Source organism: Nitratireductor sp. ATLC21, from assembly GCF_057196525.1.
In genome coordinates this window covers 1577176-1593060 of record NZ_JBXUOU010000001.1, presented here as the reverse complement: position 1 = coordinate 1593060, position 15885 = coordinate 1577176, and the positions used below count along the sequence as shown (strand labels likewise).

The following is a 15885-nucleotide window of genomic DNA, read 5'->3' as shown; positions in this document are numbered from 1 at the left end:
AGCGCTGCGCTGCTTAAATGCGCTGTCAAATTCCACTTGTCAACGCTATTATATTAGTGCAATAGAGGCCGCGAGAGGCTGGTGGCATCTCCATTCCAAATGGGCGACGAGGGTGGTTTGGGCCACAATTGAATCTTGGACGTTGGCAAACGCGCTTGAGTTAACTGTTATACTAACATAACATGCGCTAGTCAGAGTGTTGTGGAGGCGACGCTCTGGCTTTCAAAGGGAGGGGACCAAACCGGTCATGACGGAAGCTCACTGTGCATTGGATATGCGAGGCATCACCAAGACGTTTCCCGGCGTCAAGGCGCTCTCCAATGTCAACTTCAAGGTCAAGTTTGGCACTGTCCATGCTGTGGTGGGAGAGAATGGTGCTGGCAAATCGACCCTTATGAAGGTGTTGAACGGGACCTATGCTCCGACCAGCGGCACCATCCACATCGCCGACAAGGAAGTGCGTATGAGACGACCGGCGGATGCCCAGGCTCTCGGCATCCGAATGGTGCATCAGGAGATCAACCTGGTGCCCGATCTCAGCGTCGCGGAGAATGTCTTTCTCGGGCGCATGCCGGGGCGGATGGGATATCTGCACCGCAGTGAAATGATCGCGAGAACGACCACCATACTTGAAGAGCTTGGTGCTGTTGTAAAGCCCCGCGAGCGGCTGGGCGATCTTTCGATCAGCCAGCAGCAGCTTGTCGAGATCGCAAAGGCCTACGCAGCCAATCCACGCATCATCGTTCTGGATGAGCCGACCTCCAGTCTGAGTGACCATGAGACGGCGGCACTGTTCCGGATCCTCCGCAAGATGCGGGATGACGGGATCGCGATCATCTATATCAGCCATCGTGTGAAAGAGGTCCTGCAGATTGCCGACGAAGTGACCGTTCTGCGCGACGGCGCAATGATCGAGACACGCCCCATTTCCGGCATCACATCGGCTGAAATGATACGGCTGATGGTTGGACGTGACGTCAGCAATGTTTTTCCCAAGACGCCAGCCACCGTTGGAGAGCCGGTCCTCAAGGTCGAGAATATCAGCGACGGTGTACATTTCCGTGACGTCAGTTTTGAGGTTCGCGCAGGCGAAATTCTGGGGCTCACCGGCCTTGTCGGTGCCGGACGAACCGAGGTGGCGCAGACGATCTTTGGCCTCTCGAAGCTTGTCGAAGGGAAGGTCTCCCTGAATGGGCGGACATTATCGATAGCAACACCCGCAGATGCGGTCCGGGCCGGCATCGCCTACGTTCCTGAAGATCGCAAGGGTGACGGCATCATTCCGGAAATGACGATCCGCGAGAACATAAGCCTGCCGATCCTGCGCAAGCTGAGTCGGATTGGACGCATCAGCGGAAGCGCTGATCGCGCCCTCGCCGGCAAGTATGTGAAGCAGTTCGCAATCTCTCCACCTGACGGGGAACGGCGGATCAATCTCCTTTCAGGCGGCAACCAGCAGAAAGCGGTGATCGCGAAATGGTTGGCGGCAAAGCCAAGCGTACTGATTCTGGACGAACCGACGCGCGGCGTTGACGTGGGCGCCAAGGCGGAAATCCACAACATCATCGGACGACTCGTCGGCGAAGGCATGGCGGTGCTGATGATTTCCTCGGAATTGCCGGAGGTGATGGGCGTCTGCGATCGCGTCGTGGTCATGCGGGATGGGCGTGCTTCCGCGCCGCTGTCGCGCGAAGAATTGAGCGAGGAAAAGATCATGACCCTGGCGACGGACGAGGAGGCGGCATGAGCGATCTTGTTGCCGCTGCTGAAAGCATGAAGAAGACTGAACGTTTTACCCGCGCAAACTGGGTGGCGGAACTGGCATCGCGCGCAGGTCTTCTGATCGCGATCCTTGCCGTGATCGCCTATGGTTCGATTGCCAATCCCGCCTTTTTCTCGACCGGTAATTTCGTGAATGTGCTGACCTCGATGTCCATCGTCGGCATCGTGGTGGTGGGGATGACCTTTGTCCTGGTTGTCGGCGGCCTCGCGGATCTTTCCGTGCCCGCCACCATAGCCTGTGGTGCAATCCTGTCGCTCGGCCTGCAGCCGATGATCGGGCCTGTCCCGGCATTTGTGGTCGCGATCGCGCTCGCCGGCGTCATCGGCATGTTGAATGGTGCGTTGGTTGGATATGCGGGCGTCAATCCGATCATTGCGACGCTTGGCGTCGGCACGGTCGGTCTGGGCATTGTTCAGGCGGCTGTCGGCGGCGTCATCGTCTATGGAACCAATCCTGCCTCAGCCGAACTGGTGAAAGGGCGTATCCTGGGAATTCCGACGGTGGTCATCATCTTTGCCGTGATCGCTCTGATAGGGCATTTCATCCTTTCACGGTCGTATTGGGGCCGTTGGACAACGGCGACCGGCGGCAATTATTCCGCCGCTCAGGCGAGTGCGGTTCCGGTGCGCGCGGTCAAAGCGGGTGCGTTCGTCATCACCGGAATTGCAGCAGGCATCAGCGGCGGGCTTCTTGGGCTGACCTTGCAAAGCGCGCGGCCGCTGGTGGGAACGGGATATGAGTTCAGCGCGATCACGGCTGTCGTTGTCGGCGGGGTGTCCATCATGGGGGGCTTCGGCTCGGTTCCTCGAGCGATTGCCGGGCTGATCTTCGTTCAGCTTTTGACCAATGTCATGGTGCTTGAGGGCGTGCGTACGCCGGTTCAGGGCTTCGTTCTGGGGATTCTGATTGCCGGCGCGGTTGGTATGGATGCCGCGTTGCGCAAACGAGGAGGCGGTTGATGCGATATCTTGCACTCGCTTTGCAGTATCGGGTTGGTATCATTCTTGGCCTGACGCTGTTGATCTCGGCGCTCGTTGTTCCCGGCTTTCTCGGCCTGACAACGCTCAACCTCGGCCTCGACCGAGCTTCCACCATTGGCATTATTGCCATCGGGCTCACGGTCCTTCTGATCGCCGGGCAGATTGATCTGTCGGTGGGCTCGGTCTTTGCCCTGTCGGGAGTCGTATCGATCATACTTCAACCGCAGCTCGGTATTCTACCGGCAGCCGTGGTGGGCATTCTGGCGGGAATGCTTGCGGGGGCTGTCAACGGCCTGCTCGTCGTGGGGCTTAAGGTGAATTCGCTCGTTCTCACCCTGGCCACGATGCTCATCTTCCGCTCGATTGCGCATTGGATCACCGACAGCCAGCCGGTGAGCGGTATAGACATCATGTTCTCGCTCAAGGTGTCGCAAACCTACCTGGAAATATTCTCTATTCGAAGCGCACTGTTCCTGGCGGCGATTGTCCTTCTTCACGTTTGGCTTACCCGGACGATCCCTGGCCGAAACGTGTTTGCAGTCGGTTCGAATGCCGTTGCCGCGAAGGAAAGTGGCATCGCCTCGGGGCGCATTATCTTTCTGAGCTTCATGTTCGCTGGCGGCATGGCCGGCGTGGCCGGTGTGCTCCAGAGCCTGGTGACCAATACCGGCTCTCCCGTATTCGGATCGGAACTCACGGTCATGGTTATCGCCGCCGTGGTTGTTGGCGGTACCCGGTTGGAAGGAGGCCGAGGTTCCGCGCTTGGGACACTCGGTGGTGTGCTGACCATCGGCTCGCTGACCGTGGCCATGGAGTTCCAGTCGGTGCCGGCATACATCCAGCAGGTTGTGTCAGGGTGCATCCTGATCCTGCTCGTGGTGTTGGACCGCACCGTGCATATCAGACCTGGCACGGGCCGGGAGCCCGCCAGAGCTGTTCAACCCATCACTCAAGGAGGAGGAAGTGCATGACTGGGAATAAATTCATTCTTGCCATGGCTGCAGCTGCAACGCTGGCGAGTGCCGGCTGGGCGAATGCCAAGACCGTCTGTTACGTTAACGCGGCGGATTCGCATGCCTATGCGACGCCGGCCAACGAAGCGCTGCAGGCCCGCGCAAAAGAATTGGGACTGGAAATTCTGAGCCTGAGTCAGGATTTCGACGTTCAGAAGGGTACGGAGCAGCTCAACACCTGTGTCGCGCGTGGTGTCGATGGCATCATCCTTTGGCCTCTTGATCCGCAGGCCTATATTCCGGGCCTTGCCCGCGCTCAGCAGGCCAATATCCCGGCCATCATCATCAACTCGCCGGTGAGCGATGACGCAAAGCCGTTCCTCAAATCCTTCACCGGGCCTGACGTGTACGAGGAAGGCGAGATGGCCGCGGATGCGCTCAATGAAGCCATGGGCGGCGAGGGGTCAGTGGTGGTCATTGCCGGTCAGGCCGGCAACGGCACGACGCTGGGCCGGGTCGGCGGTTTCATGGACCGTTTGAAGGAGACCGGTTCCAAGATCGAAGTTCTGGATACGGTCAATGCGGATTTTGATCAGCAGAAGGCTCTTGTGATGAGCCGCGACCTGATCACCCGTTTCGGCGACAAGATCCAGGGCGTCTACGCCAATGATGACACGATGGCGCGCGGCTTCATCGATGCGTGGAAGGAAGCCAAGCCTTCCGAGAAAATGCCTCCGATTGTCGGCATCAACGGACAGAAGGATGCGTTTGAATCCATTCGCGTCGGCGACATGTATGCAACGATCGTGCAGTCTCCTGCCGAAGACGGGAAACTGGCTGCGGAAACCATCGCCAAAATCCTCGACGGTGAAGAGGTCGATGATCGCCTGCCCATACCGTTGACCGTGGTGACTTCGGAAAACGTGGATTCGGTCGAGCCGGCATTCTGATCGGGTTTTGCCGGCCCGGTTTTCCGGGCCGGCATGTCCCGGAGCGTTGCTCTCCGGGCGCAAAAGGCTCTCTCACATTCCCTTTTGCTCGTCCGGCCAGACGAAACTTGTTCTTGTTGCATCTGCCTGTCCCGGATGGCCGATGCAGTTTCATCGGGTGTATCTGCACGCCTGAATTGCGCAACTCCTTTGGAGGGCGACGATGAAATTCAGTCTCATCTTCTTCTCGAATTCCTATCCAGAAGACGCCAGTGGCGCCTATGGGGCAATTTCCGAATTTGCGCGTTTTGGTGATGCGAACGGCTTCGAGGCCGTGTGGATCCCGGAGCGGCATTTTCATACGATGGGCGGCATCTACCCGAACCCGGCGGTAATGGCGGCTTATCTGGCCTCTATTACGGAGAACATCCGCCTGCGTGCGGGGAGTGCTGTGGTGCCGCTGCATCATCCCGCCAGCATCGTTGAATCCTGGTCCATGGTTGATCACCTGTCCAATGGCCGTGTTGATCTCGCACTGGCGAGCGGCTGGAACGTCAATGATTTCGTTCTGGCACCCAATGCCTATTCGGATCTGCGGAATATCTGGCTGGAGCGTATCGAGGAAATACGAAATCTATGGCGTGGGCGCCCCCAAAGTTATCCTAACGGCGCCGGTGCTGAAACGGAAGTGATCACCTATCCGCGTCCGGTGCAGCCCAATCTCAATCTTTGGCTCACAGCCACCAAGCAGCCTGAGACCTTTCGGAAGGCTGGCGAAATGGGCATGAACGTGCTGACCATGCTTGCCGGAATATCTCTTGACCAGCTGGCGGAAAAAACAGCGCTTTACCGTGAAGGCAGGGTCTCGGCAGGACTCGACCCGGATGCAGGGAATGTGACCCTGATGCTGCACACCTATGTGCACAACGACATTGCGACCGTGCAACGCGCCGTTCGCGAACCCTTCCTGCAATATATCCGAACCAGCCTTCTCAGCCATCTTCAGGGCGGTGCAGTCAGTGCAGGGCGGAGCCTCTCGGAAGAGGAGATTGATGGCATGGCGGAATATTCATTCGAACGCTACTTCCAAACCGCCGCCTTGTTTGGGACTGTGGAGGACACGCGCAGGTTCGCGCTCAATGCCCGTGAGGCCGGTGTCGACGAAATCGCCTGCCTTCTGGATTACGGACCCTCGCTTCCCGATATCCGCATGAGCCTCCCATTTCTGGCCGAGTTGAAAAAGAGCTTTGAAAGCGTCGATGTCTCTGCCTGATATGACGGACGCCATGGCAATCATCGGCCTGTCTTGCCGGTTTCCCGGCAGCCGGGATGCCGAGGCGTATTATCGCTCGCTGATAGGGGGGGATGCGCTCTACGCACCGCCCCCAAAAGAACGCTGGAACTGGTGTTCAGAAGATCGTGTGGCCGTACGCAGCATGGGGGTGCTCGATGACGTTTTCGATTTCGACAACGCGCTCTTCCAGTTGTCGCCGCGCGAAGCAGAAACCATCGATCCCCATCAGCGCCTGATGCTGGAAGAGGTCTGGCTGGCAATCGAGCACGCTGGCTATAGACCGGAGGCGTTTCGCGGCAGCGATACCGGCGTCTTCGTCGCCATGTATAATCAGGATTTTCACTTCTACGCTCGTGCAGGCGATTGGGACGAGATCTCGCGCATGTATCTCGCCATGGGGGGCGCGCATTCGCTCGTACCCAATCGCGTTTCCTATGCTTTCGACCTCCACGGGCCCAGCGAGGTGGTTGATACTGCCTGTTCGAGTGCGCTAGTGGCCGTTCACCGCGCTGTCGAGGCGATCCGCCAAGGCGAGTGCGATCAGGCGATCGTCGGCGGTGTCAGCCTCCTGCTGGAGCCCGGCAGGCTCGTCATGCTGCAGGACCTCGGCTTGCTGGCGGAAAATGGCGATTGCGCTCCCTTCGATGAGCGTTCTGGCGGGCAGGTCCTTGGCGAGGGAGCTGCGGCGATCCTCATCAAACCGCTCGCTCGGGCGATCGCCGATCATGACACGGTTCACGCCGTTATCCGCGCCACCGGTGTCAATCATCAGGGCGCACGGTCCGGCGGGCTGACACGACCAAGCGCAGCCGCCCAGGCCGAGCTCATCAGCAACACATATAGCCGCCATGGTATAGACCCGGCTGCGATCGGATATGTGGAGGCGCACGGCAATGGCGGTGGCGGCGATGTCAGCGAACTGCTCGCCTTTCAGCATGTGTTTCCCGCCGGCATTGCAATTGGTTCGGTCAAGGGCAATATCGGCTTTCTGGAGGCGGCAGGTGGTTTGTCGCAGATCGCGAAGCTTGTGCTTTCGATGCGCCACGAAGTGATCCCGGCAACGCGAGCCCATCGGCAAATGATCCAAAACGACGAACTTGATCCCGCCTCTTGTCGTGTCCTCACGGTCAACACGCCGCTGGATGCACTTCGGGCCCCGGAAGATCAACCATTCATGGCGGGTGTTCATGCCTATGGGCTCGGCGGCTGCAATGCACATGTCGTTCTTGCCGAAGCCTTGCCGACTGCAGACATCCCGGAACCGACTGATCCGCTTCCGCTTCTTTTCTCCGGTGAAAGCCATGTGGATCTTCGCGCGCGCGTAGAGCGTTTCATCACTTGGTATGGTGGCGAACCGTATGCATCGCTCAGAGATATCGCCTACACGCTCGCGACCTGCGGTTTCCATGAAGCACACCGCGTGGTGGTCTTTGCCTCGACGAGGGAGGAGGCTATCGCACGTCTGTCGGAATGGATGCAAGACAGTGAGCCGGACCAACACATCCTCTCCTTCGCCGATGATCACGCCCTTCTTCGGGATGCTCGCGCATGGTGCGCCGGGGAGAAACGAGACTGGAGCCGTCTCTTGGACGGGTCCAGAGTGGCAATGCCGCTGACCACCTGGCGGCGTAGACACTTTCCATTGCCTCCGCTGCGCTTGTGAAGGCCGCTTTCGCGACGTGGAAAACGGCCAGCTTCACACCCGCTCAGATCTGCAGCGCTCGATTTCTTCAGCCATGCTATCCACACTCGGATAGCGGACAAACCACTGTGGCGATATTCCGATATTGAACTGCCGCTTGAGCTCGGCGGCCAATTTGACAGCCATGATCGAATCCACCCCGATTGCGGCGAAGCGCGCATCCGCAGCAATGTCCTCGGAACGCAGCATCGCCTTGAGTTTGGCGATCAGGATTGCCGCAGTGTTGTCGTCTGATGGCGAAACTTCAATGTTGTCGGAGTTCTTGTCACCCAGAAATGCAGCCAGTTCAGCCACACTTTGATGCCTCAGCATTTCTTTTGGTGTCAGCGTGTAGCCGAGTTCCTTGTCGATCAGCACAATCAGGCGGATGGCCATAACGGAGTCGAGCCCGATGGCGGAAAATCGCGCATTGGCATCCAACGTTTCGATTTTCAGCAAGTCGCAGATGATGGTGATCAGGAGACGTTCGAGCGATTCCTCATGATCTCTTCCCCGCTTTGCGTCGCCGTCGGTTGATGCGTTGAGCGAGGCTGTCGGCAGCGAGGGCAGGCCATCGCCCTTTTCAATGGGCTGCAAGTCGGAGGAAATGGGAGTTGTGTGCGGGCTCTGTCCTCGCAGAAGGGCCCTGTCACGGTCGAGGGATGTCCAAATACGATCTTTCGCCCCATGGAGGATCAGGATCTCGCAGCCCTCGTGGATCAGTGCCTCCTGAAGGGCGGTCATTCCGGTGTTCAGGTCAATGAATGTGAAGCCAAGGTTTTCGAACCATGCATCAAACGCCGGGGTCACGTATTTGTCCCATTTCCAGCGAGACCAGCACAGTGACTTGCTTTGGCCGTGTCGTTGCCCCGCTGAAACCGCCTTCGCGCGCCATGTCGTGAAGGCATTCTGGAAGGCGCAACCATACGCATAGTCGGACCCGCCGGCCAGACCGAGCGAGGCCAGTGAAGAGAAGGTCATGAAGAAGTCGAGCTTGAGCGTTGAAGTTGCTTGATCGAGATTGACCGTGCCTTGAACCTTCGAAGCCGCTACGCGCGCAAAGTCCTGCCAGCTCTTGCGAAACAGATAGGCATCGTTGTGGGCTGTCACGAGATTCAACACCCCGTCGAGATGCCCGTGCTCCTTCACAATCTGTTCGATCAGACGCCTGGTCTGTGCGCCATCGGTGATGTCGCACTGAAGATATATGAACCGGCTTGAGTTACCGGCTGCGAGGCCTTGGATCCTCTTATGGAGGCCTCGTTCGGGGGATGTCCGTCCGCACACAATGAAAGTGGCTTCGACCGTGCCTCCCAGTTGCTTCAGAAGACGGAGGCCAAGTTCGCCCGCGCCGCCCGGAATGAGGTAGACACCGCCGTCGCAAAAGCAGGTAGGCGCGGGATTCTTCGCGGTTTCGCGGGTGATTTCAGAAAGCGATTGGACAGAGCGGGAGGGGCTATAGCGCACCGTGACCGGAGAGGCAGGCGGGCGAGCGTTGATCTCCGCCAGAAGTATCGTCAGAGCTTCTGCTCGTGTCGTTTGCCCCGGATACAGAGTATGGATTCTCAGATGCTCATTTTCCAGGAAGGCTGATTTCGCCAGAGCTGGGATGGCGTCGAGGGCCGGGTGGGCGCCGAAGTCCTCTGGCGCGACATAGAAGACATCGATTTCGCGTCCGAACGCTCTGTCCATCAGCTCCTTTGCGAGCGCAAACACCAGTTCTGTCTCACTGAGACTGTGGGCCGATGCAATTTTGCCCTCGGATGGCAAGATGATGATCACTTCGGGCTCGGCGCCCGAAAGGTGCCAGACGTCCAGCGAGGGCTGAAAGCCTGCGTTCGGTGCACGGAAGACAGAAGTGACGACTGAAGCTTTTCCCGCACACTCTCTTTCAAGATCGGGAACGAAGGCGGCGAGCTGTTCATCGCTGCGCCCGATCACCCACATGCATTTGTGCTGCCAGTTGCGCGATTGCGGATCGGCCGGTTGTTCCGTCCAGGACGGTTCAAGATAAATCAGTTCGGCGTGCGGGTGCTCGGACGGCTGTTCGTCCGAAGGGCGGGGCTCGAACCAGCATTTCCGGTCCGGCCATGGAGCAATCGGCAGAGAGAGACGCCTTGCATCAGGCATATCCGGCCAGGCGCAGTGTGCTCGATCGAGCCACTCCGAGACGTGCTCGGGCAGTCCCAACCGTGCAGCCGTCGCCGCATCGCCCACGATCGCTTCATCGGTCAAGCTTCCGGACCGGAGAGCTTCCAGTCCCGCCTCAAGCTCTTTGAGGCTGGATACGGGCAACACAATACGGCAGGGCCATTTCTCGCCGCGCTGCTGGAGTGTGAAGGCGATATCGGCCAGAAGGGTCACAGGATCGGCGGCTGCTTTCAAGGATCCTATCGCATCCGCCAATTTTGCTGCGTGGTTTGTCAGCCGAGCCATGGTTGGCGCGGCGAGAGGGACAAAGACGGGGGTAAGGTGGGCAGCATCGTGCACCCGATCTGCGGTCTGATGTTCCTGAATCACGAGTGAGGCGTTCGCGCCGCCGAAGCCAAAGGAATTGACAATGCCTGCCAACGGAAGGGAAGGGTCGTTCACAGGCCAAGGACCTGGAGCGGCCTGAAGTGTCAGTCCGTCTGTCAGAACAATATGCGGATTGAGTGACCGAAAGTTCGACAGGCCCGGCAGCATCCGGTGCCGCATCGCCATAACGACGTTGATGACACCAGCCACACCCGCAGCGGGTTCCAGATGCCCGATATTGGTTTTTACCGACCCCACAGCGCAGGGTGTCGGGGCGAGCGCCTGCGCAGTACGGCTTGCGCGAAAGGCGCTCTTGACGGCTTCGATCTCGATGGGATCGCCAAGTTCAGTGCCGGTGCCGTGCATCTCGACGTAGGAAATCTCATTCGGTGTCATCCCCGCATCCCGCAAGCCAGCTTGCATGAGCTGCGCCTGTGCGCGGCTGTTCGGGGCAGTCAGCGAGGCGGCCTTGCCACCATGGTTGACTGCGCTTCCACGGATCACGCCGTAGATATGATCCCGATCGCGCAATGCGTCGCCGTAAGGCTTGAGGAGGATCACGCCTACGCCTTCGCCCCGGACATAGCCATCAGCTTTTGCGTCAAAGGTGCGGCATTGCCCCGTTGGCGATAGGACGCCCAGCTGACGTCCCATGATGAACATGTCCGGTGAAAGCAGGAGGTTGACGCCACCTGCCAGCGCCATGTCGCACTCTCCGTGTCGGATCGCCTGGACGGCATTGTGAATGGCAACGAGGCTGCTGGAGCAGGCCGTATCGATCGCAGCGCTGGGGCCATTGACATCGAGCAGAAAAGAGACCCGATTGGCGATCATCGCATGGGCGTTGCCGGTGCAGGCCTGAGCGCTGGTGAGACCGCGCGCGTCGAGCAGTTTTTGGTAGTCCTGAAACTGGACGCCTGCAAAAACGCCGACGGATTGACCGGCAAGTTTGGATGGGTCGCGGCCCGAGTCCCAGATTGCCTCCCAGGCACTCATCAGAAACAGTCGATGCTGTGGATCCATGCACTCGGCTTCATACTGGGAGATGCCAAAAAACTCAGGCGCAAAGCACTCCTCATCCTCGATGAACGCGCCCCATTTCACGTCTGTACGCCCGTCTTCGCGCAGGGGATCGCCATCGATATCGCGCCAGTTCCATCGGCGACGTGGTATCTCGGTGACCGCATTGCGCGAAGCACGCTGATTTTCCCAGAACGCTTCCTTGTTGGCTGCGCCCGGCAGACGACAGGAGATTCCGACGATAGCGACATCATGGCGAGATGTCTGCGCCGGGCCAATTTCCTCTTCCGGAGCGGCGGGGATTTCCTGTACCCTGCCGCTTGCCGCGCCCTCCTCGCTAAGGTGGTCAGCCAGTTCGCCGAGTGTGGGAAAGGTAAACAGGGTCACCGTGTCTACAGGGTGACCAAAATGCTCGGTTATGCGTTTGGCGAACAATTTCAGGGAAGCGGAATCAAATCCCAGATTTCCGAGAGGCTCGTCTGTGTCGAGGTTGGTCTGTGCCGACTCTAGAACTGTTGCGGCAAGGCGTTCGATCTCCTGCAGGATTTGAGCCGACCGGGCGCATGACATATCGGTATTCATCAACGGTCTCCTGCCGTGAAGTGGATGCTGCTTTCGGAAGGCGCGACATCCATTTCCTCTCTTTGGTGATCGGATGAGGTTGCCTCGCCTTCTGAGAACCAGTAGCGGCTTCGCGAAAACGGATAGACAGGGGCGGAAACGCGGCCCGCGCCCCGGCCATCGTATAGCGTGCTAAAGTCTCGTTTCTGCCCAGCGACCCATTGTTGGGCAAAGGCGATGGCAAGTCTCTCCAACTCGTCATCCGACGGCGTGTCGACGTCAGGCGAAATGATGCGCGTGTCTTCGCGGCCATCGAGCCATTGGCGTAGAACTTCGTGCAGTGATGTCCATGTTGTGCCTAGAAAGGCAGCGCGCCGCGGGAGGGCAATACGGCCGACCTGAAAGGTGAACAGAAAATCCTCGAGGAGAACGGTCTTGCCAACGGCAGTGCCGGGTTCTTCCTTGCGCGCGGGGCAGCTTTGCCGTTGGGCGAAGTCTGCAAGGCTACGCACGTAGTGAGTAAGTTCTGCCTCGCTGTTGGCAGAAACTGGAAGCACGGGCAGGATATGGTCTCGGCCTGGACCGGCTGGAGGTGCCGGTGGCTCCTCCAGCACCACGTGACCATATGCACCGCCGAAACCGAATGCGCTAACCCCTGCACGCCGCGGCAGGGGAGACCCGGTTTCGTCCGTGACGCGCGGCCAATCCTGCGTCCGGTGGGCAAGGCGCAGGCGACCGCCGGCAATCTTGCACAGTGGGTTGGGTGTGGTCAGGTAAGGGTTGCCGGGGATTTTTCCATGTTTCATGGAAAGGAGAACCTTGAGAACGCCTGCCAGCCCGGAGGCTGCTTCCAGGTGGCCGACATTGGGTTTTACCGAGCCAACCAAACAGGAAGGGTGTTGCGCGGATGTCTCGCCGACAAGCAGAGCGTCGTCGGCTTTGCGGATCGCATTGAACTCGATGGCATCCCCGAGCGATGTGCCTGTTCCATGCGCCTCGACATAGGTTATCGTGTGTGGTGGGACGCATGCCCGTTGCCAGGCCTTTGTCACCAGATTCTGCTGGGCGATCGCATTGGGAGCAGTCAGCCAATTGGCGCGCCCGCCATGGGAGATTGCCGAGGCGAGCAGTAGGCCGTGAATATGATCGCCATCCGCTTCGGCTGCCCTTAACGGTTTCAACAGCAGGAAAATCACCCCTTCACCGCGGGCATATCCATTTGCCGTCGCATCGAAGCTTCGTGTCTGGAAATCGGGGCTCACCGTCCCCTCATGCGCCAGCCCCTCGGTAAGTGTGTCACTCAAGATTACATTGGCGCCGCCGACCAGTGCTGTTGAACAATCCCCATTGCGGAGGGCCTGGGCGGCAAGGTGAAGAGCTGTCAGCGAGCCGGAGCACGCGGTGTCAAGCGTGATACTGGGGCCCGTCAGCCCGAGAGCGAAGGATATGCGGTTCGCGATGATGGCGCTGGCGACACCGGTAGGCAGAAATCCGGTCGGGGTGATCCCCGCCCTGTGAATGTGTTCTTCGTAGTCCGATTTGCCGGTGGCGACAAACACGCCGGTTTCGCTTTTTGCAAGGTCACTGGGGCGCCATCCTGCTTCTTCGACACAGTGCCAAGCTGTTTCCAGAGAAAGCCGCTGCACAGGATCCATGAGCCGGGCTTCTTCCTCCGTGATGGCGAAGAAGCCGGCATCAAAGCCTGTCACGTCGTCCAAAAAACCGGCATTTGCCAGTTTGGGATGCTCCGTTCTGGTCGGGGGCAGTGGCCCCACACTGCTCTTGCAGGCGACAAGATTGTCCCAAAAAGCATCCAGGTCCGAAGCGCCGGGGAGCCGCGCGCTGCAGCCGATAATGGCGATCGGCTCGGTCGCGGTTTGGCTTGTCGGGTCAAAGGCGGTGCTCATTCAGGTTCGCTCTGACGTTCGCGGATTTCACCACCAAGAGCGTTTTTCAGGGCCTGAACCATGTCCTGTCGCGCTGAACCATCCGGCGTCTTCGGTGGGGCGATGTGATTTGTTCCAGATGCGGAAAGATGACGCGCGAGAAGGGCGGGTGTTGAGTGCTCCCAGACAATTGTCGGATCCAGCGCCAGATCGAGATCCGTATTGAGGGCGGTGACAAAGCGGGCGGCCAGAACCGAATCGATGCCGATCGCACCAAAGCTGTCCTCGGCGGAGAAACGGCCAGCCTGGTCGCCCAGCAGGGCGCGAAGCTGCTGCATCAGACCCGCCTCTATTTCACTGGCGCTCTTTGCGTGGCCCGCTGCTGGATGCGTTTCTTCACACCGTCCCTTTTTATTGGGGAGCGGCTTGATCTGACCTGCCAGATAGAGAACCCGGGTGAGGCGGCGCTGGACCTTGCCGCTCGTGGTTTTCGGAAGGGAGGCCGGGGGTATGAAAATGATGTCGGAAAGCGTGACGTCATGGTTGCGCCAAACCGCATCGCGTACCACACGCTCCAGCTCGCCAAGATCGGTCGTATGACGCGCGGTGCGCTCGATCTCGTGCACAACGGCAATTGTCTCGCCATCGTCGCCATCGATGGCAAAGGCTGCGCCGTTCACGGTGCGGAAAGCGGGGTGGCAGTCTTTCACCGTCAGTTCAATGTCCTGCGGATAGATGTTCCGCCCGCGCATGATGATGATGTCTTTCAAGCGTCCGGCAATGTAAAGCTCACCATCTTGAAGGAAGCCGAGGTCGCCGGTGCGCATGAAGTGCGGGTTGTCTTCTCCGGCAGGGCTCTGGCCAAACGTCGCTGCGCTTGCCTCGGGCGCTTGCCAGTAACCGGTGGTAATGCTGTCACCGCTGACCCACACTTCGCCGATCTCGGCGTCCTTGCAGCGCAAGTGGGTATCCGGATTGACGATGGCTATTTCCATATCGCTCGCCGGGCGACCCGAACTGACCAGTTCGACCGCGTTTCCTTCCTGGCCAACCGGTTTCAGACGGCCGGCTGCCAATGCCTCCTTGTTCACGGATAGGAGGACCGGGGGTTCCCCCACACGCGACGTGGTGCTGAGAAGTGTCGCCTCAGCAAGTCCATAGGCTGGAAAGAAGGCTTCAGGCGAAAAGCCGTAGGGGCCAAACCGATCCTGAAAGCTTCTGAGCGTGGACGCATAAATCGGTTCGGCGGCGTTGAGGGCGTTGCGCCAGCAGCTAAGGTCCACGCCGTCGAGCTGCTCGGGTCGGATGGACTTGACGCAGAGCCTGTATCCGAAATCGGAGGACATGCTTGTGGTTGCGCGGTATCGACTGATCGCTTGAAGCCAGAGTGCCGGATTGCCGCTAAAGGCGGCGGGGCTCATCATGTAGCAGGTGGCACCGACAAACAGCGTCTGGATGACAATGCCGATCAGCCCAAGATCGTGAAACAGCGGCAGCCAGCTGACGATGACCGTTGTCTCGTCATGGCCCATGTGGCGCGCGGTGAGACCGGCATTGTGCATGAGATTGCCGTGACTGACCATCACCCCCTTCGGGCTGCTCGTGGAGCCGGATGTGTATTGCAAAAAAGCGATGTCCTTCTGCGCCGGCCAAACCGGCGTCCAGTCGCTGGCTTCGTGTTCCTCCGCGAGGTCCTCAATGCACAAGAGGTCGAGCGCGCGAATGGAAGGATAGGGCTGGGACCATGCCACGATGTTGTCGCGGATCGAACGACAGGTGAGGATATAGCGAGGCTGGCAATCCGCCACGATCGCTTCGAATGTCGCCCAGCTCCGCTTGTTGGGTTTCGGCGTATGAGCCGGCACGGCGATGGCCGCCCCGAACAAGGTTGCAAGGAACCCCACCACAAACTCGGAGCCCTGTGGAAACAGGAGCATGATCCGCTCGCCGGCTGCGTTTCGCCTTTGAAGCGCCGCACCAATGCGACGGCATGTGGCGTCAAGCTCTTCATACCCAAGATGGCCCTGTTCCTCGACACCGTTTTTCAGATTCACATAGGCGGTTTTTCGACCGAGCTTTTGTGCGTTGTCGCGAACCACGTGAACGACGGATTCAGGCAAGCTGGTCTGCATGCGGTCTTCTCCTCCTGTGACCGGCCGGGCTCTCCCGCTGTCGTCCTCGCTACAGCGGGGCTTTCGGCCGCTTGACCGATCTGCCCATCAATTACACTAATATAATAGAATTATTGTTGTAAACCGCATGCATGCCGTCGGCTTGTTTT

9 protein-coding genes are annotated in these 15885 nt (G+C 59.2%); 6 read left to right on the top strand and 3 right to left on the bottom strand.

The window, feature by feature from the left end; all coding sequences use genetic code 11:
- The first annotated feature begins 274 nt into the window (after window positions 1-274).
- From AC2CHD_RS07675 to AC2CHD_RS07650, 6 genes are all read left to right on the top strand, one after another.
- Window positions 275-1747: a sugar ABC transporter ATP-binding protein gene (locus AC2CHD_RS07675; protein WP_484553164.1), complete on the top strand. Its 1473-nt coding sequence runs from the start codon at window positions 275-277 to the stop codon at window positions 1745-1747.
- Window positions 1744-2742: an ABC transporter permease gene (locus AC2CHD_RS07670; RefSeq protein WP_229448180.1), complete on the top strand. Its 999-nt coding sequence runs from the start codon at window positions 1744-1746 to the stop codon at window positions 2740-2742. Before AC2CHD_RS07675 ends, AC2CHD_RS07670 begins: the two co-directional genes overlap by 4 nt.
- A complete protein-coding gene (locus AC2CHD_RS07665) occupies window positions 2742-3734 on the top strand; it encodes an ABC transporter permease (protein WP_484553163.1) in 993 nt (330 codons plus the stop codon). The genes AC2CHD_RS07670 and AC2CHD_RS07665 overlap by 1 nt, the downstream gene beginning before the upstream one ends.
- Complete coding sequence (locus AC2CHD_RS07660; protein ID WP_229448183.1) at window positions 3731-4666, top strand: sugar ABC transporter substrate-binding protein; 936 nt, start codon at window positions 3731-3733, stop codon at window positions 4664-4666. The genes AC2CHD_RS07665 and AC2CHD_RS07660 overlap by 4 nt, the downstream gene beginning before the upstream one ends.
- A gap of 202 nt (window positions 4667-4868) precedes the next feature.
- Complete coding sequence (locus tag AC2CHD_RS07655; RefSeq protein WP_484553162.1) at window positions 4869-5918, top strand: MupA/Atu3671 family FMN-dependent luciferase-like monooxygenase; 1050 nt, start codon at window positions 4869-4871, stop codon at window positions 5916-5918.
- The gene (locus AC2CHD_RS07650) at window positions 5905-7602 is read left to right on the top strand and encodes a polyketide synthase (RefSeq protein WP_484553161.1); all 1698 of its coding nucleotides are present in this window, start codon (window positions 5905-5907) and stop codon (window positions 7600-7602) included. Before AC2CHD_RS07655 ends, AC2CHD_RS07650 begins: the two co-directional genes overlap by 14 nt.
- Window positions 7603-7635: 33 nt before the next feature.
- Here AC2CHD_RS07650 and AC2CHD_RS07645 read toward each other — a convergent pair whose 3' ends face one another.
- The 3 genes from AC2CHD_RS07645 to AC2CHD_RS07635 are packed head-to-tail and all read right to left on the bottom strand — an operon-like array spanning window position 7636 to window position 15736.
- A complete protein-coding gene (locus AC2CHD_RS07645; RefSeq protein WP_484553160.1) occupies window positions 7636-11739 on the bottom strand; it encodes an SDR family NAD(P)-dependent oxidoreductase in 4104 nt (1367 codons plus the stop codon).
- On the bottom strand, window positions 11739-13625 hold the full coding sequence (locus AC2CHD_RS07640; RefSeq protein ID WP_484553159.1) for a beta-ketoacyl synthase N-terminal-like domain-containing protein: 1887 nt from the start codon (window positions 13623-13625) through the stop codon (window positions 11739-11741). Before AC2CHD_RS07640 ends, AC2CHD_RS07645 begins: the two co-directional genes overlap by 1 nt.
- Window positions 13622-15736 carry an AMP-binding protein gene (locus tag AC2CHD_RS07635; RefSeq protein ID WP_484553158.1) on the bottom strand — a complete coding sequence of 705 codons (2115 nt, stop codon included), beginning with the start codon at window positions 15734-15736 and terminating at the stop codon, window positions 13622-13624. Before AC2CHD_RS07635 ends, AC2CHD_RS07640 begins: the two co-directional genes overlap by 4 nt.
- Window positions 15737-15885: the final 149 nt, after the last annotated feature.